The organism is Paenibacillus sp. LRG-1 (assembly GCF_057220305.1).
The window spans coordinates 1,988,940-2,014,474 of the sequence record NZ_CM170126.1 but is presented as its reverse complement, the minus strand read 5'-3'; the positions used below and the strand labels follow the sequence as shown (position 1 = coordinate 2,014,474).

Annotated in this window: 24 protein-coding genes and 1 pseudogene; 10 read left to right on the top strand and 15 right to left on the bottom strand. The window is 45.6% G+C overall.

Features of this window, described 5'->3' with window-relative positions:
- Positions 1-172 precede the first annotated feature (172 nt).
- The 4 genes from ACUUJN_RS09025 (at position 173) to ACUUJN_RS09010 (ending at position 4,317) form a co-directional block, all read left to right on the top strand.
- Positions 173-994, top strand: coding sequence for a YitT family protein (locus tag ACUUJN_RS09025; RefSeq protein WP_023988017.1), 822 nt, complete (start codon positions 173-175; stop codon positions 992-994).
- A 172-nt stretch (positions 995-1,166) separates the two neighbouring features.
- A complete protein-coding gene (locus ACUUJN_RS09020) occupies positions 1,167-1,355 on the top strand; it encodes a hypothetical protein (RefSeq protein WP_080683009.1) in 189 nt (62 codons plus the stop codon).
- Positions 1,356-1,571: 216 nt separating this feature from the next.
- Entirely contained in the window at positions 1,572-2,750 is a 1,179-nt protein-coding gene (locus tag ACUUJN_RS09015; protein WP_028542824.1) for a putative glycoside hydrolase, read from the top strand.
- 196 nt (positions 2,751-2,946) lie between these two features.
- Positions 2,947-4,317 carry an MATE family efflux transporter gene (locus ACUUJN_RS09010; RefSeq protein WP_068940264.1) on the top strand — a complete coding sequence of 457 codons (1,371 nt, stop codon included), beginning with the start codon at positions 2,947-2,949 and terminating at the stop codon, positions 4,315-4,317.
- Here the strand turns inward: ACUUJN_RS09010 and ACUUJN_RS09005 are convergent.
- The 5 genes and pseudogenes from ACUUJN_RS09005 to ACUUJN_RS08985 all read right to left on the bottom strand — a co-directional run bounded on the left by ACUUJN_RS09005 (position 4,314) and on the right by ACUUJN_RS08985 (position 8,699).
- Complete coding sequence (locus ACUUJN_RS09005; RefSeq protein WP_013309710.1) at positions 4,314-4,523, bottom strand: DUF3906 family protein; 210 nt, start codon at positions 4,521-4,523, stop codon at positions 4,314-4,316. The genes ACUUJN_RS09010 and ACUUJN_RS09005 overlap by 4 nt on opposite strands.
- 116 nt (positions 4,524-4,639) lie before the next feature.
- Complete coding sequence (pfkA, locus tag ACUUJN_RS09000; RefSeq protein ID WP_023988013.1) at positions 4,640-5,611, bottom strand: 6-phosphofructokinase; 972 nt, start codon at positions 5,609-5,611, stop codon at positions 4,640-4,642.
- 23 nt (positions 5,612-5,634) lie between these two features.
- Positions 5,635-6,714 (bottom strand): tetraprenyl-beta-curcumene synthase family protein, encoded by a 1,080-nt coding sequence (locus tag ACUUJN_RS08995; RefSeq protein ID WP_013309708.1) that lies wholly within the window; start codon positions 6,712-6,714, stop codon positions 5,635-5,637.
- A gap of 237 nt (positions 6,715-6,951) precedes the next feature.
- Positions 6,952-8,373, bottom strand: a pseudogene (locus tag ACUUJN_RS08990) (MATE family efflux transporter).
- A 128-nt stretch (positions 8,374-8,501) separates the two neighbouring features.
- Complete coding sequence (locus tag ACUUJN_RS08985; protein ID WP_013309706.1) at positions 8,502-8,699, bottom strand: cold shock domain-containing protein; 198 nt, start codon at positions 8,697-8,699, stop codon at positions 8,502-8,504.
- A 173-nt stretch (positions 8,700-8,872) separates the two neighbouring features.
- Here ACUUJN_RS08985 and ACUUJN_RS08980 point away from each other — a divergent pair, with 173 nt between their 5' ends.
- The 6 genes from ACUUJN_RS08980 to ACUUJN_RS08955 all read left to right on the top strand — a co-directional run bounded on the left by ACUUJN_RS08980 (position 8,873) and on the right by ACUUJN_RS08955 (position 13,801).
- Positions 8,873-9,106, top strand: a complete 234-nt coding sequence (locus ACUUJN_RS08980) for a hypothetical protein (protein WP_013309704.1) — start codon at positions 8,873-8,875, stop codon at positions 9,104-9,106.
- 7 nt (positions 9,107-9,113) lie between these two features.
- A complete protein-coding gene (locus tag ACUUJN_RS08975; RefSeq protein ID WP_025715827.1) occupies positions 9,114-9,302 on the top strand; it encodes a hypothetical protein in 189 nt (62 codons plus the stop codon).
- 199 nt (positions 9,303-9,501) lie between these two features.
- Entirely contained in the window at positions 9,502-11,298 is a 1,797-nt protein-coding gene (pepF, locus tag ACUUJN_RS08970; protein WP_484669514.1) for an oligoendopeptidase F, read from the top strand.
- Positions 11,299-11,354: 56 nt separating this feature from the next.
- Positions 11,355-11,777: a LapA family protein gene (locus ACUUJN_RS08965; RefSeq protein WP_028542828.1), complete on the top strand. Its 423-nt coding sequence runs from the start codon at positions 11,355-11,357 to the stop codon at positions 11,775-11,777.
- 13 nt (positions 11,778-11,790) lie between these two features.
- Positions 11,791-12,828 carry a M42 family metallopeptidase gene (locus ACUUJN_RS08960; RefSeq protein ID WP_028542829.1) on the top strand — a complete coding sequence of 346 codons (1,038 nt, stop codon included), beginning with the start codon at positions 11,791-11,793 and terminating at the stop codon, positions 12,826-12,828.
- 73 nt (positions 12,829-12,901) lie between these two features.
- Positions 12,902-13,801: a LysR substrate-binding domain-containing protein gene (locus ACUUJN_RS08955; RefSeq protein WP_071558935.1), complete on the top strand. Its 900-nt coding sequence runs from the start codon at positions 12,902-12,904 to the stop codon at positions 13,799-13,801.
- Positions 13,802-13,820: 19 nt separating this feature from the next.
- On the opposite strand, the gene ACUUJN_RS08950 is transcribed toward ACUUJN_RS08955, so the two are convergent.
- From ACUUJN_RS08950 to hemE, 10 genes are all read right to left on the bottom strand, one after another.
- On the bottom strand, positions 13,821-14,810 hold the full coding sequence (locus ACUUJN_RS08950) for an aldo/keto reductase family protein (RefSeq protein WP_341062870.1): 990 nt from the start codon (positions 14,808-14,810) through the stop codon (positions 13,821-13,823).
- A gap of 153 nt (positions 14,811-14,963) precedes the next feature.
- Positions 14,964-16,913, bottom strand: a complete 1,950-nt coding sequence (locus tag ACUUJN_RS08945) for an ABC-F family ATP-binding cassette domain-containing protein (protein WP_076264300.1) — start codon at positions 16,911-16,913, stop codon at positions 14,964-14,966.
- 121 nt (positions 16,914-17,034) lie between these two features.
- The gene (locus ACUUJN_RS08940) at positions 17,035-17,613 is read right to left on the bottom strand and encodes a TetR/AcrR family transcriptional regulator (RefSeq protein ID WP_028542833.1); all 579 of its coding nucleotides are present in this window, start codon (positions 17,611-17,613) and stop codon (positions 17,035-17,037) included.
- A gap of 82 nt (positions 17,614-17,695) precedes the next feature.
- Positions 17,696-18,502 (bottom strand): DUF92 domain-containing protein, encoded by an 807-nt coding sequence (locus ACUUJN_RS08935; RefSeq protein ID WP_341062871.1) that lies wholly within the window; start codon positions 18,500-18,502, stop codon positions 17,696-17,698.
- A gap of 212 nt (positions 18,503-18,714) precedes the next feature.
- On the bottom strand, positions 18,715-19,338 hold the full coding sequence (locus tag ACUUJN_RS08930; RefSeq protein WP_484669740.1) for a fumarylacetoacetate hydrolase family protein: 624 nt from the start codon (positions 19,336-19,338) through the stop codon (positions 18,715-18,717).
- Between the two features lie 39 nt (positions 19,339-19,377).
- Positions 19,378-20,148, bottom strand: coding sequence for a glycerophosphodiester phosphodiesterase (locus ACUUJN_RS08925; protein ID WP_341062872.1), 771 nt, complete (start codon positions 20,146-20,148; stop codon positions 19,378-19,380).
- Between the two features lie 82 nt (positions 20,149-20,230).
- Positions 20,231-21,709 (bottom strand): CapA family protein, encoded by a 1,479-nt coding sequence (locus ACUUJN_RS08920; RefSeq protein WP_028542837.1) that lies wholly within the window; start codon positions 21,707-21,709, stop codon positions 20,231-20,233.
- 137 nt (positions 21,710-21,846) lie between these two features.
- Complete coding sequence (hemY, locus tag ACUUJN_RS08915) at positions 21,847-23,292, bottom strand: protoporphyrinogen oxidase (RefSeq protein WP_028542838.1); 1,446 nt, start codon at positions 23,290-23,292, stop codon at positions 21,847-21,849.
- 7 nt (positions 23,293-23,299) lie between these two features.
- Positions 23,300-24,241, bottom strand: a complete 942-nt coding sequence (gene hemH / locus ACUUJN_RS08910) for a ferrochelatase (RefSeq protein ID WP_028542839.1) — start codon at positions 24,239-24,241, stop codon at positions 23,300-23,302.
- A 7-nt stretch (positions 24,242-24,248) separates the two neighbouring features.
- The gene (gene hemE / locus ACUUJN_RS08905; protein ID WP_023987997.1) at positions 24,249-25,319 is read right to left on the bottom strand and encodes a uroporphyrinogen decarboxylase; all 1,071 of its coding nucleotides are present in this window, start codon (positions 25,317-25,319) and stop codon (positions 24,249-24,251) included.
- Positions 25,320-25,535 lie beyond the last annotated feature (216 nt).

Here is a 25,535-nt window from a genome sequence, read left to right as displayed (position 1 = left end):
ACCTATCCGATACATCTTAAACGAATTTATCCTTTTTAAAACAGTTTAAATTTTAAGTGTTTCTCTGGACATAGGTCCCTACTCAAGAATATCCACATCGCATTATAGCACAGAACAATTCATGAATACCAGCAAGTTGCTTCCCGTATAATTTAAATGAGGTGAAATTAAGTTGTTAAAAATAGTGTTAAACTGCTTAACTGTCATTTTTGGAGCCGCTGCCATTGCATGCGGTTTTAATCTGTTTCTCGTGCCACACCACTTGCTGAGCGGAGGAGTAGCCGGGCTTTCCATGTTAATCGGCTACTTCACAAAATTTGATATCAGCGCGATGTATTTTATTATCAATATCCCGATGCTTATTGCAGGCTGGTTTATTTTAGGCAAGCGTTTTATTAGCCTGAGCATTTTATCCGTTGTCGTTACAACGTGGATTTTGGCGTGGGTGCCGGTGCAATCTGTCGTGTCGGACCCTCTGCTGGCCTCCGTTTTTGGTGGGGTAATGATCGGCGTTGGAGCAGGAATTTCCTTTCGGGTAGGAGGGTCCACGGGCGGTTTTGACATTATCGGTTCCATCGTCACTCGTTATCGTGACTTCCCCGTAGGAACTGTACTTGTTGGCATGAATGGACTGGTCATTCTTGCAGCAGGATATTTGAACGATGATTGGAATATTGCACTTGCGTCGATGCTATCTATTTTTGTGACTGGCAAGGTATTGGATCAAATCTATGTCAGTCACACGAAGATTACCGTCTACATTATTACAGAGCACACCGACAAGCTACTGGAGCGGATGTTGACCACACCACGCGGTGTTAGCAAAATAAAAATTGAAGGCGCATTTTCACATACCGAAAAGGACATGCTGATGACTGTCACGACACGCTACGAGCTAGTTGAATTAAAACGCATCATTAAAGAAGTGGACCCATCTGCTTTTGTCAATATTGTGGAAACGGTTGGGGTGATGGGTTCATTTCGCCGAAGATAAGCACAAACCTAAGTGTCAAAATACAGTTTCTGTGGTACACTATATGTGCGCTGTTCCCATAGTATATAAAGACCAGCTTTACCTGCTATTTCACAGGCACTTTGCTTTTCCGAATCGTATTGAATGATTCTTTTGGAATGATTCCGAGCAGGAAAGGGTGATTTTTGTGGAAATGGAAACGGTAAAACTGTCCGACATTGTCTTAAGGTGGTACCCGGAAATGCTCCCTTCTCTCAAAAAGGATGAGCTTAACTCGATGATTGTGCTTCGGGACGGGATGGCCATACTCAAGCCAACGGATGCGCTAGAAATTATTCAGTACAGTATTTGCGAGCATCAAGACAATAATTATCTTCAATAAATTTCTTTACCAAGTGCCGCTTCTTCCGGTTGCATCTACGACCGCGAAGAGAGCGGCATTATTTATGCATTTTTATGGATTCAATGAACACCGGTTGGGTTAATCATGTAAGACTGTGCCTGATGATTCCAGTATTGGTTACAAGCGTGTTGTTTTTCGATACATAACTTTACGTATAATCAGGTAAGCGACATACATAAGGGAGAGAGTTAGGAAATGAATATGATTTGGGCAATTATGCTATTGGCGATGGGGATAGGCGGAAACGGGGATCAGTCAGCCAACGCTCCAAATGTAAAAGATACGGTGGCAACAACAATTAGCAGCGCCATGATTCAGGCTCAGCACAATAATATGAAGGTGGATGCCTCCAATCCTCCGGTTAAAATTGACCCACAACCGACGACTCCTGCTATCAAGGGCATCTATGTCACGGCTTATAGCGCAGGCGGTTCGCGTATGACCCAGTTGCTTGAACTGCTTGACAAGACAGAGCTCAATTCCATGGTTATTGATATTAAAGACGATGCAGGTTACATCACTTATCCAACGACCACTCCCGAGCTGCTCAAATTGGGCAAGCCGCAAAAATTCATTCGGGATATTTCCGGTTTGATGGACCGATTGAAAAAGCATAATGTTTACCCGATTGCTCGTATTGTCGTATTTAAAGATACTGTACTGGCCAACAAAAATCCCGAGATGTCTTTCCGTAACCCTGACGGCTCTGTCTGGAAAAACGGCAAAGGAGACGGGTTCGTTAATCCCTATAATAAAGAAGTATGGGATTATAATATCGCCATCGCTAAGGAAGCAGCCAAACTTGGTTTTAAGGAAATTCAATTTGACTATGTACGTTTCCCCGAAGGCTTTGAGAAAAGAGCAGACAAGCTGAAATATACCAAATCAGATCAATCCCGCTCGGATGCAGTCGCTGAATTCGTACAATATGCCCGCAAAGAGCTTGCTCCATTAGGTGTACGAGTATCGGTAGATATTTTCGGATATGCCGCATCCGTTCCTGCTGCGGAGGGGATCGGACAGGATTTCACTAAAATCTCCGAAAATGTGGATGTCATTTCGCCCATGGTTTATCCAAGTCACTACACCACAGGCTGGTTCGGTGTAAAAGATCCCGATAAGAATCCTTACCAGACGATTAAAGGCTCCATGGCCGATACCCACAAAAAGCTCGATCCGACGGGCAAGCTAAAGCCAATTATCCGTCCTTGGATCCAGGATTTTACCGCAAGTTGGTTGGGGAGCGGACATTATGCCAAGTATGGGAAAACTCAAGTAGAGGATCAAATTCGCGCGCTTAAGGATATGAAAGTGGATGAATATTTACTCTGGAATGCCACAAACCGCTATACAAGTGGAGTAACTTACAAATAATTTATCCCTCCGGACTTCTCGTTCTCTTATACAAGATTTAGAAATTATATAATTATTTCGAAGGCTGTCCCGTTGTTTGGCGAACGGGTGCAGTCTTTTTTATTACTGTTCAAATGTAGCGGTATCCCTTACAATAAATACTTACATGTTATGATATATACAAATAATCAATCCCTAGTAAATGAGGAAAACAAAAATGCAATTGACACTAACAACGGGGCAGAAATGGAAGCAGCTTTTCTACATTTTGCTCCCTATCCTGATTACCCAGCTTGCACTATCTGCCATGACTTTTTTCGATACGAATATGTCAGGGCACTTTTCCCCTGCCGATCTGGCTGGAGTAGCCATTGGAGTAAGCCTATGGGTTCCTGTACAAACAGGCCTTAATGGAATACTTATGGCTATCACGCCCATTGTATCTCAATTGGTAGGAGCACAGCGCAAAGATAAAGTCTCCTACTATGTCATTCAAGCACTTTGGCTCTCTCTCGCCCTGTCTATGGTCGTTTTGATTGCTGGCATTATTTTGGTCAAACCTATTTTGAACGGTATGAATTTGGAACTGAGAGTTCATAATGTGGCCCTATACTACCTTTGTGCCATGGCCTTCGGGATTGTTCCTCTATTTGCCTACACTGTGCTCCGAAGCTTTATGGATGCATTGGGACAAACCCGCTTTACGATGTTAATCACGCTCATGTCATTACCCATCAATGTATTGTTAAATTATCTACTTATTTATGGAAACTGGGGTTTTCCGCGTCTGGGGGGTGTGGGTTCCGGGGTAGCGACGGCGACCACCTACTGGATCATCATGCTGGTTGCCGGTATCACTGCGCATCGTGGAAAAATATTTGCCGAATACCGAATCTTTAACAAAATATACGGGATTGCTGCTGGTGCTTTGAAAGAGCTCATCAAGATTGGAGTACCGATTGGATTTGCTATATTTTTTGAGACTGCCGTCTTTTCAGCCGTCACCCTCTTCATGAGCAGTTATAATACAGCTACCATAGCCGCACATCAGGCCGCCATGAACTTTGCATCTACGCTGTATATGATTCCACTCAGCATTTGCATGGCACTTACGATTCTGGTTGGCTATGAAACAGGAGCTACTCGCCCGCGGGATGCCAAAGCTTATAGTGTAATGGGTATCAGCAGCGCAGTAGGTCTATCACTGATTACAGCTATTGTACTGCTTATCTGGGGTGAACAGGTTGCTCGACTTTACTCCACCGATCCGCAGGTCATTCAATTGGCACAGCATTTTCTAATCTATGCGATTTTCTTTCAGATATCTGATGCTGTCGCTACACCTACACAAGGAGCGCTGCGCGGGTATAAAGACGTCAATCCAGCCTTTTTGCTCACATTCCTCTCCTATTGGGTCATTGGGCTTCCTGTAGGATATATACTGGCACGCTGGACTTCACTAGGGCCCTACGGCTACTGGATCGGTTTGATTACAGGATTGGCAGTAGGCGCTATTTTACTTCTCTGGCGTCTGGTGAAAGTACAACGTCGTTTCTCCGAAAAAAAACAACACGCAGAGGCAATTTAGCCTTTGCGTGTCTCGATTACATATGCTGCCCCTAAAGTTATTCGTTTTTTCTCCACAATCGCCACTTCGTTCAGCTTGGGAGGATAAAGAAAGTGTCTCTCCACATGTTGTTCAATTTCTTCAAATGCCTGTTCTTCATTTTCAGCAGCGAGAATGACGGTCAGCGCTCCTTCCGAACTGTCCACTTCGATTTTGAATAGGTACATGTATGACTACCTCCTGATAAGACTCAAAGCTAAAAAAATAGCGGATGACTCGGGTCATCCGCATAATTTTGATCTTTTCCAATATCAGAGCCGATCTATTTTACATAAGGCTCTTATTATTGGGACAAACGCAAGGCCAGCTCATAAAGCTCCATATTGAAATCTTTTTTGGTATTTACAACCTTGTCAATATCTGTAGCTACCAACTTACCGTCGATCGTTCCGCAAGCCTTGTCAGATATGCCCTCGATCAATTGGCGAACAGCAAAGTCACCCAAACGGCTCGCCAGGTTGCGGTCAAACGCTGTTGGTGTGCCTCCACGTTGAATGTGTCCAAGCACTGTAACACGAGGCTCATAATCCGGACAGTTTTCTTGGATAACCTGTGCTACTGTTTCGCCTTTGCCTACACCCTCAGCAACGATAATGATACTATGGCGTTTGCCATGCTTAAAGTTTTGTTTCATCCGATCGGATACTTCATTCAGGTCAAATTCTACCTCAGGCACCAAAATCGTTTCTGCGCCAGAAGCCAGACCCGCATGCAGTGCAATATCACCGCAATGACGTCCCATAACTTCCACGATGGAAGAACGTTCATGGGATGACATCGTATCACGCAGCTTGTTGATTGCATCCACTACGATACTAACCGCTGTATCAAAACCAATAGTGTAGTCCGTGAAAGAAATGTCATTGTCAATCGTTCCCGGAAGACACATGGTTTTAATGCCTTGCTTGGTCAGTTTGTTAGCTCCTTGGTAAGAACCGTCGCCACCAATCACGACTACGCCGTCAATTCCACGGTTACGCAAAATTTGAGCGCCTTTTTTCTGCCCTTCTTCAGTCGTAAATTCCAGGCATCTTGCAGATTGAAGTACAGTACCCCCACGTTGGATAATATCTCCGACGCTTCTCAGATCCATTGGAAAAATATCATCGTTCAAAAGGCCTTGATAACCGCGTTGAATCCCGAATACTTCCAGTCCAAAATACAATCCGCTACGTACGACGGCGCGAACTGCCGCGTTCATCCCTTGTGAATCTCCACCACTTGTTAATACTGCAATTTTCTTAACTGCTGTCATGATTTATGACCTCCTCAAAATAATCATATAAGCCTTCTTATCCATCGACTGTTTAATAAGAAAAACAAACGCATGAGCGGACTATTTTTCATTAAACGTCTCGAAACAGCGCGAACGTCCTGCTGCTCGCTAACTTTAGGGTCGGATAAATATAAAGCCAGCAATCCCTCGATAATCATCCGGTGAAAGGAGCTGGCAGGGACATCTGCAATATCAGCCCGCGCCCGATTCACAACGTAGGCGATCCGGTCTAGCATCATGTCGGTATCTTCATAATAATTGCAAAAGTTAAGATCTCCGCCCTTCCGGTCTTCGTCTTGATCGATTAGATAATCCAGCAAAATATGAAGACTGCACACATGTGGAAAATACGATGCATGTATTGAGGCAGCCCCCGCATCGGTCAGATGCTGGTCGCTGGCAGCAAGAAACAGCATAAAGACCCCCAGAGTTGAACCGGTAGCCGCAGCAAACTCATTCCAGCGCAACTCTGGTGTACGGTCTTTATGAAGCGACCACCAGTCCAAAAGCGCTTGTTCCCGCAGCTCGGGTTTAATATGCTTGTATACTTGCAAATCCGTGTATAATCGCGCCAAATCCTGAACGTAAGGCATTGCCGCCTCATAGCCCGGAAGCCTGCTTACACAAGACTGACAGGTTGTCACCAGCCCGGTCAAATAACCGCCATCCTCCTGCTCACGACGCAACTCATAATAATTCACTGGCCTAGCCGTCGGATTAACCGCATCCAGCATAGCCTGATGCAACAGCCTGAAATCATCCGGGTCCATGGACGTACTGCGATCACACAGGTTGTCCAGATAATCACTAATGGTCTGATACGCTACGATCAGCGGAATTAGCGTCTGCCGGGCAGACATATTGGCTGCGGCATAAACCGCCCCACCCACGCAGTGAAACGTCTTATCCGCTATGCTCGCAAGCGCCTGGCTTCGCAGCTCAGGGTCCGGAATTTGTTCGGCCTTGCTCTTCCAGTTACTCAATTCTAGTTTCGTTTCAGGGAGAATGTGCTTGTACATTCGGCTCATTAGACCTATGGGGCCTCTCGGTACTTGATAACGTCCTTGCTCAACATAACTCAAATGACGGTGCCTCCACATTGTTGTCTACGTAATTATACCTATCCAAACCATATCCATTATAATATGTTCGTCCTTTTAGCACAAATGAACAACCTCACTTTTTTCTTTAAAATTCAAGAAAAATGAGCTATTCTCACAAAAAGACTTTATAGCTGTAATGTTTTATTAGTCAAAAATAGGAGTTACACAAAATCTATCCTTATAAGACTTTAATCGCAAATAGTATAAATGGCCTACCTATCCCTTGTCCTCTGCTGGCTTCACCCCTTGGATTCCCTCTCCCATGCTTGCCTGCTTCCATTTCCCGAAAGCATAATAGAAAATGACTGCTACGGCAGAGATAGCAAAACCAACAGGAAAACTCCACCATACAGCATCTAGACCATACTCATCAACAAATACATAGGCCAAAGGTATACGAATGCCCCATAATAAAATAATGGTAATTAAAAGCGGTATCATTACGGAACCCGTTGATCGAACAACACCTGTAATGACATTAGTAACACCGAATATAACAAAAGACCACAAAGTGATCAGATTAATCCGCATACCCAATTCCAATGCACCCCCCGTAGAAGGAAGGAACATGAGCAAGGCCTGACGGTTAAACACGTAAATTAATACCACAGCTCCACCAGTCAACACAAAATTATACACAATCCCAATCCAGGTTGTCATGCGCACTCGATCCCAACGTCCTGCTCCGATATTTTGAGCGGCAAAGGAAGATACAGCTGCACCTAACGCCATTGCCGGCATCTGCACATAGCTGGACAAATTATTGGCTGCTGTATAAGCTGCTGCTGCCACTGTTCCGTAGCCATTAATCAGATTCATTAAAGCAATCGCGCTGGTGGAGACAGCAATCATTTGCAACCCCATCGGCACTCCCTTACGGATTAGGGTCCAAATAATCTTCCAATCAAATCTGAGTAAATGAAGCTCTGAAGAAGTAATGCGCAAAAAATATTTTACTCGATATAGGTAAATGAGGATCAACACAAAGCTGATCCCTTGAGCGATCAGGGTAGCAGTAGCGGAACCTCCAATGCCCATAGCAGGAATCGGTCACCATCCGAATATTAACAGCGGGTTGAGTAGTACATCCAGTACGACAGAAACGATTAGAAAATAAAATGGTGTTTTGGAATCTCCAGCCCCTCTCATTACAGTCATTATATAGTTATAGCCGTACAAAAAGGGCATGCCTGCGAAAATAATACGTGTATACGTGATCGCCATATCCACCGATTCGGCAGGTGTATTGAGTACATGAAGAATCCAAGGCGCACTCAAAAATCCGATAATACCTATAGCAAAAGCGAGCACCAGAAAAAAGACTGCACTTGTACCTACTACACGCTTGGTTTCAGCTACGTCTCCTGCTCCGATATTTTGTCCGATCATAATAGTGGCAGCCATGGTGACGCCAAAAATCGAACTGATAAGAAAAAACATTATAATATTTCCATTGGAAGCGGCAGTCAATGCGGCTTCTCCCAGAAACTTTCCAACCCAGATCGAGTTGATCGTTCCATTCAGGGATTGCAGAATGTTTCCGAACAGCATCGGCAAAGAGAACATAAACAGCGTTTTAAGATGTCTTCTGCTTAGTTTTATTACGTATAATACCCTATTCCTGCTCAATCTTCTCATATCATAAACGTATTTACGCAAAAAAGCGCAGTCCCTTAAATTTAAGGAACTGCGCTCTCAATTCATAGTTTAACCGTAATATATAAGACATCCGTAGAAACGGAACCATTCTTACAATTCAGTTACACTTACAGTTTGATTACGTTAGCTGCTTGGGGTCCACGGTTACCTTCAGTAATTTCGAATTCAACCGCTTGACCTTCTTCCAAAGTTTTAAAGCCGTCGCCTTGGATTGCGGAGAAATGTACGAATACGTCCTCGCCACCATCCATTTGAATGAAGCCATAACCTTTTTCTGCGTTAAACCATTTAACTGTACCTTTCAAGTGAACAACCTCCTAAAAATACCGCCATCTATGGCGAATATCCATATTATACTTCATGCTTTTTCACAATGCAATTGATGTTTTCCCTGGTTTTTCGGGCTGGAATGATTTGCTTTTGCGGCGGAAACTGCGGTATCATGAACCAAAACATCTATAAAATCGGAGACATGCATATGATGAAAAAACACGAAATATACAAAAAAGACAATTGGAACATGATGACTGTCGAGGTGCAGGGCCGTTACATCGTTCTACGGGAAATATCCGATGATTGGGGCGAGGAAGCCCACACGTTTTTAAGCCGTCCGGCGCTGATGCATTGGGCTCAAAATCGGTTTCCCAAGCAGTCCTTTCAAGATAATGAGGAAGAGTGGCAGCGGATCATGAACGCTTTCAAACAGGTCTAGCCTATTCATGGTGTCCAACAGCTATCTCATCTTCATTATTCTGGCCTTCACGCTGGGCGGAGTGCTGATCATGAAGCGTGATACGATACCGACTCCTCTCAAAAAGTGGATGGCCCTCACTGCTGTAATCATGGTTTGCCTTGCCTTTTATCTTATTGTATACAGCTTATTAAATATAGGTTCCAACCCACAGTAAGGAAAATTATACTTTCGGGCGTAAGAGGTCATACTATGGCATAACAAGCCATGGTATAAGGAGGATCTGCCGTTACATGCATCCTGTAAAACCTCTTGCCCTGCTGCTTACGGTAAGCGTGGCGGTTTCTTCGTTTTGGCATCCGTCCCTTACTGCCGCAGCCCTACCCCACATTACGTTCGATCAGAGGAGGCTCTCCATGAGTGAAATTGTAAAACGCGCTGATGCGCCAGTGGAAAATACATGGAAACTGGAAGATTTGTTTCCCAACCGCAAAGCATGGGATCAAGAATACGAAGAAGTCAAACAACTAGCCAAAAAGGCTGAACATTTCCAAGGCAAGCTCAATTCAGCAGAGTCGATTGGCAGCTGCTTTAAATTGGAAGATGAATTGTCGCTTAAAACCGAGCGTGTATATGTGTACGCACATCTGCATCATGATGAGGATACAGCTGAACCTACATACCAGGGTCTTTCGCAAAAAGCCAAAAAATTAGGCGTTGAGGTTAGCGAGTCTCTTTCTTTTGTGACGCCTGAAATTTTGGCACTGCCGGATCAACAGCTTGATGCCTTCATTGAAGATCCGAAGCTTGCAGATTATCGGTTTACACTTCAAGAAATGAAGCGGGAAAAAGCACATATTTTGGGCAAGACAGAAGAAGCACTGCTCGCTCAGGTTGGCAATCTGGCTCAAGCCCCGCAAACGATTTTTGGCATGCTCAACAATGCTGATCTGAAGTTTCCAAAAATTAAGGATGAGAACGGCAAAGAGGTTGAGCTGACTCATGGCAGCTACATTCAATTCCTCGAAAGTCCGCACCGCGAAGTACGCGAACGTGCTTTTAAAGCGGTATATGACACATATGCCAAAAATAAAAATACAATTGCTTCTACACTAAGTGCCAATGTAAACAAAAATATTTTTTATTCTCGTGTTCGCAAATACCCTTCTGTACTGGAAATGTCACTGTACGGTGACAATATTCCGAAGGAAGTGTATACGAATCTCATTGATACCATTCATGAAAGCTTACCCCTGCTCCATCGTTACATCAAGCTGCGTAAAAAGTTGTTAGGTGTGGATGAGCTCCATATGTATGATTTGTTCGCTCCGCTTGTGGACGAATACAAGATGGACATTACGTATGAAGACGCCAAAAAGCAAACAAAAGAAGGCCTTAAGCCACTGGGCGAGGACTATCTCGCTTCGCTGCAAAAAGGCTATGATGAGCGCTGGATTGATGTATACGAAAATGAAAACAAACGCACTGGTGCATACAGTTGGGGAGCTTATGGTACCCACCCATATGTGCTGCTGAATCATAAAGACAACCTGAACAGCATGTTCACACTTGCTCATGAAATGGGGCATGCGTTGCATTCGTACTATTCAGACAACGCATTGAAGTATAGAGATGCACAGTACACCATTTTCCTGGCTGAAGTGGCATCCACAACCAATGAAGCGTTGCTAATGGACTACTTGCTGAACAAATCAACCGATCCGAAAGAGAAAATGTACCTTCTCACCTACTATGCAGATCAATTCCGCACAACGGTATTCCGTCAAACCATGTTTGCGGAATTTGAGAAAATTGTACATGAACGCGCTGAACAGGGGGAATCCCTTACACCACAGCTTTTATCGGAGATTTACTATGATCTGAATGTGAAATATCACGGGCCTGGCATGAAGGTAGACAAAGACATTGAAATGGAATGGGCACGGATCCCTCATTTTTATAACAGTTTTTATGTCTACAAATATGCTACTGGCTTCTCGGCAGCAACTAGTTTCTCGAAACAGATTCTGGAAGAAGGCCAACCAGCCGTTGACCGTTACTTGGGCTTCTTAAAGAGCGGTGGCAGTGATTATTCAATTAATATTTTGAAAAAAGCTGGCGTTGACATGTCCTCTCCGCAGCCGATCCGCGAAGCGATGAGCGTATTCGAAGAAGTCATTACAGAAATGGAAAAGCTAACTGAAGGAAAGTAAAACCGTGCGCACTTAAAATCCAGCATTGAAATGATGCACGGATAAATCCCTTGTCCATGGCGGGCAAGGGATTTTATAATGTAACGGGAGGAGGTGGCATTTTGAAAACACAATGGTCTTTGATCGCAGCTCTTGTTATTGCTCTGTTAACAGCTGTATTTGCTGTTATTAATGTGAATTCGGTTCAAGTGAACCTTCTATTCAGTATGGTTAGCATTCCTTTGATTCTGCTTATTCTTGGTTGCACTCTTCTAGGTGGACTTATTGTCGGTTCTTTCGGTATTTTCCGCCAATATAGGCTTCAGAGAGAGATTAAACGTCTGACTACTCAGCTTCATACATTACAAGAAGAGCACACATCCACGGTGGAAGCAAACGCGGATGTGACCTATGACACGACTGGGTCTTCCAGCACAGGGTCTACTTTCGACCAAGATATAGAGCAACCGTCCTCTAACCCTGATCGGTTGTCCAAATGAGGAGGAGCAACAAATGACGATTCAATTAAATGAAGATTATATGATGAACTTTTTAAATCAGCTACTGAACACGCCCAGTCCCAGTGGGTACACACACCATGTGATGGAGCTGATTCATAAGGAAGCTGAGAGCCTCGGGGTACCCATCGAATGGAATGCAAAAGGCGGTGCCATCTTGACTCTGGAAGGTCAGGAAACGGACCGTACGGTGGCGCTGAGCGCACATGTGGATACATTGGGCGCGATGGTACGTTCGATTACAGCACAAGGCACCCTACGTCTGACATCCGTCGGCGGTTTCATGATGAACAGCATTGAGAACGAATACTGCCTTATTCATACCCGAAGCGGACAAACGTATACGGGTACTATTCTGTCCAGCCATCCATCCGTGCACGTCTATGATGATGCACGAAGCTTTGAGCGCAAGGAGAGCCACATGGAGGTTCGGATTGACGAGCTTGTTGAGTCAAAAGAAGACGTGCTTCAGCTCGGTATTGCGGTGGGCGATTTTATTTCGTTCGATGCGCGTCCAGTCGTAACACCGAGTGGATTTATCAAGTCACGGCATCTGGATGATAAAGCTAGTGTAGCTGCACTGTTTGGTCTACTGGAATCTGCTGTACATGGAAACTGGAAGCCTCGACATACCGTTAAATTGCTCATTTCTAACTATGAGGAAGTGGGGCACGGAGCGGCTTACATACCTGAAGGAATCAGTGAGATGATAGCTGTCGATATGGGCTGTATGGGTGAAGATCTGAGCTGCAAGGAAACGGATGTTTCTATCTGTGCCAAAGATTCCTCCGGGCCTTACGACTATAATATGACGACCCGTCTGATTGAACTGGCCAAAGAGCTGAATATTCCGTATGCTGTAGATATTTATCCGCACTACGGTTCGGACGCTTCGGCTGCACTAAGAGCAGGTAATAACATCCGTGCTGCTTTGATCGGCCCTGGCGTACACGCCTCCCATGCAATGGAGCGCACGCACAAGCAGGCCGTGGTGAACACTGCACGTCTGCTTGCAGCTTATGTGACAGTTTAATTCGAACGATAAAAACCGACCTGTTCCACTGGAGAATAGGTCGGTGAAGGCTTAGTGAAAGGAAATCACAGCTATGGATCTGAAAAAACTACGTTACTTTATCGCAGTAGCGGAAGAACTGCATTTTAACCGTGCTGCGAAAAAACTGAATATCACCCAACCTCCCTTGAGCCAACAAATTCAAAGCCTTGAAGAAGAGCTTGGTGTGAAGCTTTTGGAACGAACCAAAAGACAAGTTCGACTTACGTCAGCAGGAGCGATATTTTTAGAAGAATCCAGAAATATGGTTGCTCAATTGGAAAGATCTATTAAGATCACACAGCTTGCAAGTCAGGGGAAATTCGGACAATTATCCATCGCTTTTGTAGATTCAGCCTCTGGCAGTCTGATGGTTAATGCCTTGAAGAAATTCCAAGAGCGCTTCCCAGATGTGAAGCTTACGTTATTTGAAATGACATCTGCCCAACAACTAAAAGCCATACACGATGGCAAAGTTCATGTGGGCTTCCTGCGCAGTGCAGATCCATCTATACATATCACTTCTCGTCTTTACACCAACGAATCACTCATGGCCGTTCTTCCTCAGACACATCCGTTAGCCCACCATTCAACCTTGTCTTTACGTTCTTTAGCGGACGAATCTTTTATCCTGTCTCCGCCTCATATGGGAGCTTCTTTTCATAATCTCATACTCGACTTTTGCGGACAACACGGATTTCAGCCTCAAATCGTACAGGAAGCCGTTCAAATGTATACGATCGTTAACTTGGTAGCGGCGGGTATAGGTATCTCCATTGTCCCCTCTTCCGTATCTGTCTTTCAACGCAGTGATGTCGTATTTCGTTCATTTCAAGAAGAGTCTCCGTCCATCCCACTTTATGCTGCATGGAAAACAGGTGCACATGAAACTGTTCTGACTCATTTTCTGGAAGTGGTTGAAGAAACAGCTTGTAACGAAGAGTTAGACATGTAAATCTCCTTGATCGTATATCTTAACCTGTTTTTCTCGGATCACGTTCAACAATACCATTTAAAACGCTATCCAATTGTCTCATGACCTGCCCATCTAGACGGACACCCGCAGCTTTTACGTTCTCTTTAACCTGCTCGGGCTTGGAAGCACCGATAATAGCTGAGGACACTTGCGGGTTTTGTAAAACCCATGCGACTGCAAGCTGGGGCAGCGTCAGTCCGCATTCTTCTGCAATCGGCTGAATTTTCTTTACTGCCAAAAGGACTTCTTTACGTAACCATTGTCCAGCCAAACGTTCGAAAAATGGTGACCCTGCTGTCGTAGAAGCTCGTGAACCCTCGGGTAACGGCTTGTCTGCTGTATATTTACCAGAAAGGATACCTTGTGCCAGAGGTGACCAAACCACCTGCCCAATCCCTTCCTGCTCACAAGCGGGAATCACTTCAGCTTCAATGACACGCCACAGCATGGAATATTGGGGCTGACTTGCCACGAATGGGACCTTTAATTCCCTAGCCAGAGCAGCTCCTTGCTTAATCTGCTCTGCTGTCCACTCGCTTACTCCTACATACAAAACCTTCCCTTGCCGCACCAAGTCGGATAAGGCCAAAAAAGTTTCTTCAAGCGATACGGTTGGATCAAAACGGTGTGCATAATATACATCAATATAATCCGTTTGTAGGCGTCGAAGAGAAGCATGGCAGGCCTCCATGATATGTTTGCGAGACAGCCCTTTATCATTCTGTCCGGTACCTGTGGGATGAAAAACCTTAGTACATAATTCAATACTTTCACGGCGTATTCCCCTTAAAGAATGACCCAAAACCGTTTCCGCCAGGGTATCCGAATACACATCAGCGGTATCAAACGTGGTAATCCCTGAGTCTAATGCAGCGTTTACACAGGCTTGCGCTATGGTATCATCCACTTGAGCACCGTGGGTGATCCAGTTTCCCAATGCGATCTCACTTACCATCAAACCACTTTTTCCAAGTTTACGATATTCCATTTTCAATTCCTCCCCTCCATCTGCAATCCATTATACCCACTGTAATTTAATATTAGAAATATATAATTCACTCGCTTTTAATATGAAAAACGTATTAATAATTCGATAAAAAAAGCAAGCCCCCACTCTGAATGGTGACTTGCTTCTGTATTTTTAAGATTTACTTTGTTCAATCTGCTCGGCTAGCTCATTCAGGTAGGTCCAGCGTTCCATTTGGTGCTCCAGATGCTGTTCGGCCTTTGCTTGCTCAGCCATGAGCTCCTGTAGTCGTGCTGAATCACTGAAAGACTCTTCCATCTGCCGCTGAATGTCGGCCAACTTCTGTTCGGCTTGTTCAATCAGCTCATCAATTTGCTCATATTCCCGCTGTTCCTTGAAGGTGAATTTAAGCTTAGTTTTACTTGTCTCCTTGACTGAATCGGAAGGACCCGCAGACTTAGGCGCGGAAGAGCGATTCGAGGAAACCGTACTCGTCGAGACAGACGTATTCACAGAAGATTGAGCATTTTTACTGATCCATTCTGCATACTCGCTATAGTCGCCTACATGTACACGTACCTGTCCGTCCCCTTCAAACGCCAGTATTTTGTCCACTGTCCGATCCAGGAAATAGCGATCATGAGAAACAATAAACACCACGCCCGGGAATTCATCCAGATAGTCTTCCAAAACGGAAAGGGTTTGGATATCCAGATCATTTGTTGGTTCATCCAGCAATAGCACATTCGGTGCCGACATCAGAACACGAAGCAGATACAAGCGCCGTTTTTCGCCCCCGGACAGCCTGGAAATAACCGTCCATTGCGCGCTTGGTGCAAACAGGAAACGCTCCAGCATTTGTGCTGCTGTAATCGTCGAACCGTCTGCTGTACGAATCACTTCGGCTTCTTCCTTAATATATTCAATGACACGTAATGATTCGTTCATTTCCTGATGTTCCTGAGTAAAATATCCTATCTTCACGGTCGGCCCCAGGACAACACTGCCGGAATCCGGTTCTACACGCTGTGCAATCATTTGGAGCAGGGTGGATTTCCCACTACCGTTAGGACCTAGGATACCAACACGATCACCAGGAACCGCAATGTAGCTCAAATCCTGTATCAGCTTACGAGAATCTACCGATTTGGACAGATGCTCAATCTCCAATATCTTTTTACCCAGACGTGTGGAGGCAACGGACATATCTACAGATCCAGAACGAGCTTCCGGTTGCTGATCCCTAAGCTGCTCATATCGATCAATACGCGCTTTCTGCTTGGTGGAACGAGCCTTTGCTCCACGACGAATCCAGGCCAGCTCATTACGCAGCAAGTTCTTCCTTTTTTGTTCCGTAGACGCTTCCCGCTCCTCACGTTCTGCCTTCAACTCCAGAAAACGGGTATAGTTAGCCTCATAACGGAAAAGGCGGCCATGATCCAGCTCCAGCATGACATTTGCAACTCTATCCAGAAAATAGCGATCATGCGTGATCATTAACAACGCACCACGTCTTTTTTGCAAATACTGCTCCAACCATTCAACAGACTCATTATCAATATGGTTTGTAGGCTCGTCCAGAATGAGCAACTCGCAGGGTTGGATCAAAGCCGCCGCCAAAGCCACCCGCTTACGCTGCCCGCCGGATAGAACGCCCATACGAGACTCAAACTGGGTGATCCCCAGTCGGGTAAGTATATTTTTGGCCTCACTCTCCAGCTGCCATGCCTGGAACGTATCCATTTGCTGACTTGCTCGCAATAGACGGTTTTGAAGCTCCTCGCTACCCGGATTTAACTCCAACAACTCCATGATTTCCGTATATTCACGCACCGCTTTCATCTCAGGCTGGTTGCCATGAAAAATATGCTGGAGTACCTTCATTTCGGGATCAAACTCCGGATTTTGTGCTAGATACTGAATTCGCACATCGTTGTTCACTGCAATATTGCCATCATCTGGCGGCTCTAAGCCGGAAATTACCCGTAAAAACGTTGATTTGCCGGTACCATTTACACCGACGACCCCTATTTTGTCACGTTCATCCATACCAAAGGAAGCATCCTCAAACAACATTTTCTCGCCATAGCTTTTCGTTATATGTTCAACGGTCATAATATTCATACGGATTCCCTACTCTTCCCCAATTTTGTGATGCATCCTGTTTATTTTAACACAGACACAGCCAATGATTAAAAAAACCGTTACCTGAACGAAGTCAGTACGGTTTTTTAGCAACAAGATGTCAGGATTTTTGTACCCCGGCTTTACAGCCATGCATAAATAAGTTCGCCGCTAATTCAGCCGTCTGATCTACGTCACATTCGCGGAAATCTTTATTCAATAAAATATCCATTTTTAGGCGTTCCAACATACCAATGAATGCCTTCGCATGAAACTCAGACTGCTGTACACCCTCTGACGCCAGTTTATTTTTGACCAAATCAGTATAGTCCTGGATAAATCCCCACATAAACTCCATTAGGTCGGGGTCACTGTTGGGGGTCATAAAAAATAATTTAGTATGCTGCTTGCGCTTGAAATAGTAGTGCAGATGCAAATTTGCCATCCGCAGCAGTCCTTCTCCCAAAGTACGATTGATTAATGCGCCTTGCATTTCGGCTAGGTATTGCTCGCAATCTCTACGTGTGACTGCTGTAAATAGCTGCTCTTTGCTTTTAAAGTACAAGTATACTGTGCCTTTGGCAACTCCCGCTTGTTCTGCAATCTCGGAAATTTTGCTTTCATAAAAGCCTTTGGTGCCAAAGACGGTGTAAGCGGCGTCCAAAATAGCTTCATATTTATCTCCTTGTATATCGCCCATCTTAGCACCTCCTTATACAAGGATTGAAACACGGTCAATTCTTATAACAATTTTTTCCTTGTAATGATCTCCAGCTCCGTGTTCAAAGTATAAAAAAAATACCTGCAAGAGCGACCAATCCTCCGAAAATAGAACTAATGCTATTCACCCGATCATTGCTCATCCAACGCCAGCCTCGTACATAGACCGTCGTTTGTCCACAATGTGAGTCTACTTCTACTTCCCGTCCGCAAACCGTGCAGGAACGCATCATTTGCACCGTAGCACCTAGATAGGAATCAGCAAAGGCCCCGGCGCTACCGGATATACCTCCAACCAGTGCCCATATCCATAACGGCAAGCTCGGCGTTCCAATGGCGTGTCCAAAGCCCCATGCACCTATGCCGATCAGTACACCCCCAGCCAAGGCCGCAACCGTTCCCAATACAGATACTCCACCTGAGGTTCCGGGTGCCAGCACCTTCCCGTTAAGCACCGAACGGGGTGGCCTACGACTCAGGCTGCCAAATTCCGTTGCCCACGTATCGGATGTTACCGTAGCCATGACACCGACAAAAGCCAGCTGCCACGTAACATGAGGCCATATCGCATAGCCCAGGCATAGCAGCATACCTAATCCCCCATTGGCCCATACTTGGCCTGCATCCCGGTTTCCGGTTTTGGCATACGATTTTTCCAGCTCAGCCTTGCGCTCCTTTTTGAACCTCGACAGGAGGGTCGACGTGATAAAGAACAAGAGCAATGTGCCGAACCAGAACAGGTTACCCGCCCCATAATATACGGTTCCCATCAGTACAGCCGTGGCAAAGCCAGATAAGGTTAAGGATTTTTTATAAAATGCAGCTCCGGCCACCACAGCAGCACAAAGCAATCCGATGATCCAGTCCATGATATACCTCCGCTTTTGAAATGAATCTCCGTTTTTCTTTTTTCGTTCTGTATATTATTGTACAATGCTCTACACTTATATAAAAGCCGTGTCCCATGCTTTGGCACAGGACACGGCCTTCACAATGCTTTTCTAAGGGAATCGCTCTTTATTTCCCAACTACCAAGAACATTCCCTTTTTTAATCCTCATCCATGAATGCCGTTCACAAGTTTATGCGATGGTGAAGCTCCCCTGACGATCACTCCCCCAGAAAAGCTCAAAGCGATCCCCGCTTGCTGTAGGCCCTACTCCTGCTGGAGTACCTGTAAAAATAATATCTCCTTCACCCAGCCCATAATGAGTCGCTATATATTCGACGATGTGCTGGATAGAAAAAATCATATCTTTAACATGTCCACGCTGGACTTCCTGTCCATTTTTGAGCAAGGAAAAATCCTGCTGCTCCAGCATGTCCAATTTTTCTAAAGGCAGGAATGGTGTCACGGGAGCAGACGATTTAAAGCCTTTGGCGGCGGTCCATGGATGGCCTTTTTTCTTGAGAACACTTTGTACATCACGCAGGGTAAAATCAATGCCGAATGCAAATGCGTTCAGACACGTATCTGCAGACATGCCTGGTTCGTATTTACGTCCTACAGCCACGACCAGCTCAGTCTCAAAATGAATATCTCCCTGCCCCTGAGGAAGCTCCAGCGTGGCGCCATCCAGCGGCACAACCGCATGAGACGGCTTCAAAAAAATCATCGGTTCTTCGGGAACCTCATTACCCAGCTCCTCCGCATGCAGCTTATAATTGCGCCCAACACAGTAAACATTACGAATATCCACGTTCATCACGATCCGTCACCCTTCCCGCGTATGTAGTCCAATTGATTAACGAATAAGTTTACGTATATAGTGCCACATCCGGTGCTTGGAAAGCAAAAAAACCTGCTCCCAGCGATCCGGCCAATTAGTGCAAATCATCAATTCAGGATGCAATGAGGACAATTTCCGCATTATACGGCGGTCATCCACCGTCCACGCCATGACAGTAATACCGCGGCCAGTGAGATCTTTCATCAGGTTTCGATCCAAACGCGGATAGCCCATGGATAAAAAAGTGCATTGTAGCTGCTCCAGTTGCTTTGCCAAGTCATCTGGACGCGCATCGATAATCAATCCTGTACGGATCTCAGGAGACAGCTCCTTAGCCCGGCGTACTGCGGCACGCTCAAAAGAGGTTAATACCACCTCTCCCTCCATCCCTCTCATCACAATTTCACGGAGTACGGCTTTCTCCAGTCCCGGATACATATCTCCCGCTGTTTTAAGCTCAATATTGAGTGATACGCGGCCACGACATAAATCCAGTACCTGTGCGAGGGAAGGGATCATTTCTCCACGGTATTCTGCACTTTTCCAGCTACCAGCATCAAGTTGTTGCAATGCTTTCCAGTCTGAATCCTTTACTTTCCCTATACCATTCGTCGTGCGCTCCAGCGTAAAATCATGAATTACCACCGGAACACCGTCCTTTGACAGCTGTACATCCAGCTCAATCCAGTGTACAAATGGCTGCTTCAACGCAAGCTTAAAGGCTGCCATCGTGTTCTCGGGAGCAATCCCCGAAAAACCGCGGTGAGCCACGCACAAATGATTCATCTTGTTATGACCTCCATCCACAAAGGAGTCCTTCATACGATCGTTCCGTCAATTCCCATATAAAAAATTTCTTTTCGAGCTTCTATTGAGCGCTTACTGTACCATCCGTCCCTATAGAGACATTTCCCGGTGACAGTGCCGCCACTCTCTGCAAAATTTTGCTGGCCTCCGTATCCTTCAATGGAATCGGTTGACCTAGCTCCGCCCGGTAAGGGGTCAGCTTCATTTCGCAAGCCCCTTTTCGGGTGCAGGTTGCCTGAAATATGGCTGTATCCCAAGTGGCTGGCACCGTTGATTTAGAAAAAATAAAATTGCCTGTGCTGTATGCGATCCATTTACCTTTATATTGCTCCATCCCTTGAAGCACATGTGGATGACCGCCAATGACAAGATCAGCTCCAGCATCAATAAAAGCATGCGATAACTCGGTCTGATGGGGCTCAAGTGCAGTAGCGCGCTCCTTCCCCCAATGGGCAATGACAATCACCAGATCGGCCTGCATTCGTGCCTCACGGATGGACTTTACGATAGCGGACGAATCATAGGCTCCTGCTACACCGGGCAGTTTGGCGCCCGCATTCCAGTTGGCTTCAGGCATGACACGTGTAGTCCCCAACAACGCAATTTTGATCCCTTTACGTTCAAAATAATGCGGCGCATACGCTTCTTTTGCATTACGTCCGGCTCCAGCATGGGCTATACCTTTTTCATCCAGATACTTCAGTGTATCCAGTAATCCGCCTGTGCCCTGATCCAAAATGTGATTGTTGGCCAAATTGACAGCATCTATCCCTGCCGCAGCCAACGCAGTTAACGCCTTGGGCGAAGATTTATACACATACGTTTTATTTAACGCACCCACACCATTCGTTGTCACGGGCGTTTCCAGATTGGCAATCGTCAGATCGTCTTTATGAAACAAGTTTCCGAGATATTGATACGGAAACTCAAACCCATTCTGTTCCAATCGCTGCTCAACTTTACCGGAAAATTGCACATCCCCTACAAAGTGAAGCGTGACTGTCGGAGAATCTGCACCGTCTGTTTTGGATCTTTTTACATCCTCCGTTCCTCCCTTATCCGCGGATGGATTACCGTCGTATTCCTTATTGGACGTATCGTTCCCTGCTTGCCCGTCTTTCCCCGAGGATAATTTTGCTCCTGAAGAGCTGCCTTCGGGAGCATTTGTGTCAGACGTTGTCGCGGGACGATGGCTTGTGTCTGAAGCAGCAGATTGCTTCGTTTCATCGTCAGCAAATTGCTTATCTGCATGGGAGCCTTCGTCCAGCTGTTTATTTGACAAGTCTGTAACATTTTCACTGACCGAGGGAGTAGACCGCTCTTCACTAGCAGATTCCGTTTGGATTTTCTTCTCCGTTTGCGAATACCCGGCATTTTCCGCAAGAGAGGCACTGTTGTCGTGTTCAAATATGTAATAATAACCGAAAAGACCTACGATCATAAGCAGCAGGACCAGATTCGTAATAATCCAAGCCTTGCCTATTTTTGGTTTTCTTGCTTTCTTGCGACCTTCATTTCTCTGTGATCTGGGAGGGTACATTCTTCACTCCTTCTATGCTATTGCATATGCATAACTTCTTTATTAGCTGGCGAATTTTACACCTTCTCCATTATATATCAAATTTCAATATAAATAGAACCCCTCGCCTGGATCGCGAAGGGTTCATCATTGAACATTTACACCTGTACCTGGACCGCTTCCTGCTGTGTCGTTTGGACGGCATGGGAGGCCCATTCCTTAGCCTGACGGATGCAATCCGGTAAACCAATCGCATCATAGCCAGCACCCAACACATACACTCCCGGCATGGCAGTGCGTAACTCTTCCCGCAAATCAGCTATAGCCTGCGGATGCCCTACCGGATATTGCGGCATGGAATTGCGAAGACGTGTAATTTCCGTGAACAGCGGAGTTGCTGTAACTCCCATCATCTCTTTCAAATCCTTACGTACCAGTGCAATCAGCTCATCATCCGGTAACTCTACAGTGTCTTCAGCTCCTGCTCGCCCTACATAACAGCGCAACAGCACCTTATCATCCGGGCTAGTATGTAGCCACTTGGCAGACGTCCATGTGCAAGCGGTCACGCTGCGTCCTTCTTTGCGAGGGACCAGAAAACCAGAACCGTCAAAGACATTCTCAATATCATTTTTATCGAAGGCCATGACCACGTTTGCTACGGAGACATAATTAACGGCTTCCAGTGCAGCCACATTGACATGATCTCGCAATAGCGGCGCAGCAGCAAAGTTGGGAGTCGTTACAAAAATATCATCCGCCTCCAGCGTCTCTCCATTATCCAGCATAACGCGATATGGGCTGTCTCCACTTTCCGTGGTCTTTGTGAATTCTGTAACAGCCATTCCGGTGCGTAAATCACAGTCATACAAATCATTCAGCAACGCATGCACCAAACTTTGCAAGCCTTGACGGAAGGTCAAAAAGGCGCTTTTTTTCGTACCTGTATGTGTTTCAGCTGGTTTTCGGCCTGTCATCATCCCGTGAATGAGGCTTCCGTACTGCTGCTCTACCTCAGCAAATTGTGGGAAGGTCGCCTGCAAACTTAGCGTCTTCATGTTGGCAGCATAAATCCCCGCCAGCAGTGGCTCGGTTACATTTTCCAGCACTTCTTTGCCCAGTCGGCGTTCAATAAAATCACCCAACGCCTCATCTCCCGGTACACGGCGAGGCGGAATGACAAAATCCATCATAGCCCGCATTTTCCCGCCTAGAGAGATCAAGCCGCTGCGCAAAAAAGGTTTCAGCTCTGTTGGAATCCCCAGCACCAGCCCAGGAGGCATCGGATGAAGCTGTCCTTCATGCAAAATGTATGTCTTTTTAGCCTCAGGATTTGTGCTCACCAGTTCATGATCCAACTCCAGCTCTTTTGCCAGGTCTATCATGGCCGTTTTACGGGCCAGAAAGGAATCTGGCCCCTTTTCAATTACAAAACCATCTTTATGCAGCGTTTCAATTTTCCCGCCCAGCACGGAAGCTTTCTCCACCAACGTAATTCGAGGTGTATAGCCAGCTTCTTTGTACATTTTTCGTGTATAAAAAGCAGTGCTAAGCCCGGTCAAGCCTCCGCCTACAATTACAATATTACGTAACTTTTGCTCCATTATGTCCTCATCCCTTTTTCCATTGGTCTATGATGACATCACTAAGCGTCTCCATATACAGTGGATCACTGTTGAGTGAATCAATACGCTGAAAACGCATATCCAATTCCTTCGCTAACGCCTGTGCTTCAATATCCAGATCGTATAACACCTCTAAGTGATCAGAAACAAAGCCAACTGGCGCAGCCAGCACATACTCCACTTGCTCCTCTTTAAGACTGTGCATGGTATCCAAAATGTCTGGCCCCAGCCATGGCTCTGCTGTACGACCGGCGCTTTGCCACGTAAACTGCCAGTTGGTAATTCCCGCCTTGTCCGCAACAGCCTGCGATGTAGCCATTAATTGCTCAACATAAGGATCACCCATAGCCAAAATCCGTTCAGGCAAGCTGTGCGCACTAAACAGAACACGAACCTCATCCCGCTTGGCTCCAGCTTCTTCAAAAAGCGCCAGTTTGGCGTTTACACGCTCAGTCAGCGTCTTAATCAGCTTTGGATGAAGATAATAGCTCTCCACAAATGATATGGCTAGATCCAGTTCCTGTGCCTTAGCCTGTGCGCGCTTAATATAAGTGCCTACACTCATAACGGAATAGTGAGGAGCCAGCACGACACCCACCGCTGTACGAATGCCATCATGCACCATAGCTTCCACACCGTCTTCAATAAACGGTTTGGCATGTTTGAGTCCCTGATAACAGACAAATTCAATGTCCGGGTTGCGGTTTTCCCGATTTAAGGTTTCCTGCAAGTTTTGAACCTGCCGATCCGTGTTCTGCCGCAGCGGAAACACACCGCCTACAATAGCTTCATAACGATCCTTTAATTCTTTTAACTGCTCCGGCGAGGGAGCATTGCCGCGACGAATATGTGTATAATAGGCTTCCACCTGATCCAGACTCTCCGGCGTCCCGTAGGACATGACCAGTACACCCACTTTTGTTTTCATTAACAGATCACCTCTTAACATTTCTAATGTATTCATTTTTTGACAAAACCGAGCGGGAATACTCATGTACATAATTAGTAAGCTCTCTTAGCTTATCTAGCGAGGCCTCAGGAAATAAACCATGACCGAGATTGAAAATGTAACCCGGCTCCAAAATGCCTTCATCTACAATGGTTTTCGCATACTGCTTGATAACATCGATTGGCGCAGTAAGCACATAAGGATCCAGGTTTCCCTGTACACCAAAACCGTTCCCCAAGCGACGACGTCCTTCAGGTATACTTACCCGCCAGTCCAGTCCAATCACATCGGCTTTTAACCCATTCAAGTGTGGGAGCAATTCACCAGAGCTTACGCCCGGAAAATAAATTTTAGGTACATCCAGATCAGATAGTTCATGGAAAATACGTGTGATAGTCGGCAGCACAAAAGTTTGAAAATCATAAGGCGAGAGCGCACCTACCCAGCTATCAAACAATTGAAAAGCCTTACCGCCATTAGCGATATGGGCTCGCACGTATGTAATAACCATGTCTCCTAGCTTATCCATCAGGCGATGCCACAGCTCAGGCTCTCCATACATCATCGCTTTGGTGCGAATATATCCTTTCGAAGGCCTTCCTTCTATTAAATAGCTTGCAATGGTAAAAGGCGCTCCAGCGAACGTAATCAATGGCACGTTCAGTTCACGGTCCAAAATACGAATCGTTTCCAAAATATGACCCAAATCGCGTTCCACATCAATTGGACGCAACTTATCTACGTCTGCAGCTGACCGGATCGGATTATCAATAACCGGGCCAATATTTTTGACAATATCAAAATCAACCCCTAGAGAGGCTACCGGATTCATAATATCAGAATATAAAATTGCAGCGTCCACCCCAAGCTTGCGCACGGGCATCAAGGTCACTTCTGCGGCCAACTCGGGCTGGCGGCATATTTCAAGCAACGTATATTTTTCTTTAATTTTGCGATACTCAGGGTCATACCTTCCGGCCTGCCGCATGTACCATACGGGAATATGATCCACAGCTTGCTTGCGGCAAGCGCGGATAAAAGTATCATTGTAGGTCATGACTTCAGCCTCCAGTTCGAATCATAAATACTATATTTTATTATGCCCTTTTTCAAGAGTCGTAACAACCGCAGCTCTCGAACAAACCATGACAAACCCATGACATTTGGATAAAGTTTCAATGAAGTGTGCTATACTAGAGAAATGGCTTTTTTAAAGCTCCGGAGAAGTTATGCTTTGATAAGTAGGATTTACAACAGGATGAGAATGGGCAGA

Bases quoted from the DNA above. Each gene is read 5' to 3' on its own strand.
- ACUUJN_RS08950 (WP_341062870.1), bottom strand. From the start codon at position 14,810: ATGGAATATCGTAAACTTGGAAAAAGTGGTTTGATGGTAAGTGAGATC.
- ACUUJN_RS08955 (WP_071558935.1), top strand. From the start codon at position 12,902: ATGGATCTGAAAAAACTACGTTACTTTATCGCAGTAGCGGAAGAACTG.
- ACUUJN_RS08960 (WP_028542829.1), top strand. From the start codon at position 11,791: ATGACGATTCAATTAAATGAAGATTATATGATGAACTTTTTAAATCAG.
- ACUUJN_RS08975 (WP_025715827.1), top strand. From the start codon at position 9,114: ATGGTGTCCAACAGCTATCTCATCTTCATTATTCTGGCCTTCACGCTG.
- ACUUJN_RS09020 (WP_080683009.1), top strand. From the start codon at position 1,167: ATGGAAACGGTAAAACTGTCCGACATTGTCTTAAGGTGGTACCCGGAA.
- ACUUJN_RS09005 (WP_013309710.1), bottom strand. From the start codon at position 4,523: ATGTACCTATTCAAAATCGAAGTGGACAGTTCGGAAGGAGCGCTGACC.
- hemH (WP_028542839.1), bottom strand. From the start codon at position 24,241: ATGAAAACAAAAGTGGGTGTACTGGTCATGTCCTACGGGACGCCGGAG.
- ACUUJN_RS09010 (WP_068940264.1), top strand. From the start codon at position 2,947: ATGCAATTGACACTAACAACGGGGCAGAAATGGAAGCAGCTTTTCTAC.
- ACUUJN_RS08935 (WP_341062871.1), bottom strand. From the start codon at position 18,502: ATGGACTGGATCATCGGATTGCTTTGTGCTGCTGTGGTGGCCGGAGCT.
- ACUUJN_RS08930 (WP_484669740.1), bottom strand. From the start codon at position 19,338: ATGAACGTGGATATTCGTAATGTTTACTGTGTTGGGCGCAATTATAAG.
- ACUUJN_RS08980 (WP_013309704.1), top strand. From the start codon at position 8,873: ATGATGAAAAAACACGAAATATACAAAAAAGACAATTGGAACATGATG.
- hemE (WP_023987997.1), bottom strand. From the start codon at position 25,319: ATGACCTACAATGATACTTTTATCCGCGCTTGCCGCAAGCAAGCTGTG.
- ACUUJN_RS08940 (WP_028542833.1), bottom strand. From the start codon at position 17,613: ATGGGCGATATACAAGGAGATAAATATGAAGCTATTTTGGACGCCGCT.
- ACUUJN_RS09015 (WP_028542824.1), top strand. From the start codon at position 1,572: ATGAATATGATTTGGGCAATTATGCTATTGGCGATGGGGATAGGCGGA.
- ACUUJN_RS08945 (WP_076264300.1), bottom strand. From the start codon at position 16,913: ATGAATATTATGACCGTTGAACATATAACGAAAAGCTATGGCGAGAAA.
- ACUUJN_RS08925 (WP_341062872.1), bottom strand. From the start codon at position 20,148: ATGAATCATTTGTGCGTGGCTCACCGCGGTTTTTCGGGGATTGCTCCC.
- pfkA (WP_023988013.1), bottom strand. From the start codon at position 5,611: ATGACAGCAGTTAAGAAAATTGCAGTATTAACAAGTGGTGGAGATTCA.
- hemY (WP_028542838.1), bottom strand. From the start codon at position 23,292: ATGGAGCAAAAGTTACGTAATATTGTAATTGTAGGCGGAGGCTTGACC.
- ACUUJN_RS08920 (WP_028542837.1), bottom strand. From the start codon at position 21,709: ATGTACCCTCCCAGATCACAGAGAAATGAAGGTCGCAAGAAAGCAAGA.
- ACUUJN_RS08965 (WP_028542828.1), top strand. From the start codon at position 11,355: ATGGCGGGCAAGGGATTTTATAATGTAACGGGAGGAGGTGGCATTTTG.
- pepF (WP_484669514.1), top strand. From the start codon at position 9,502: ATGAGTGAAATTGTAAAACGCGCTGATGCGCCAGTGGAAAATACATGG.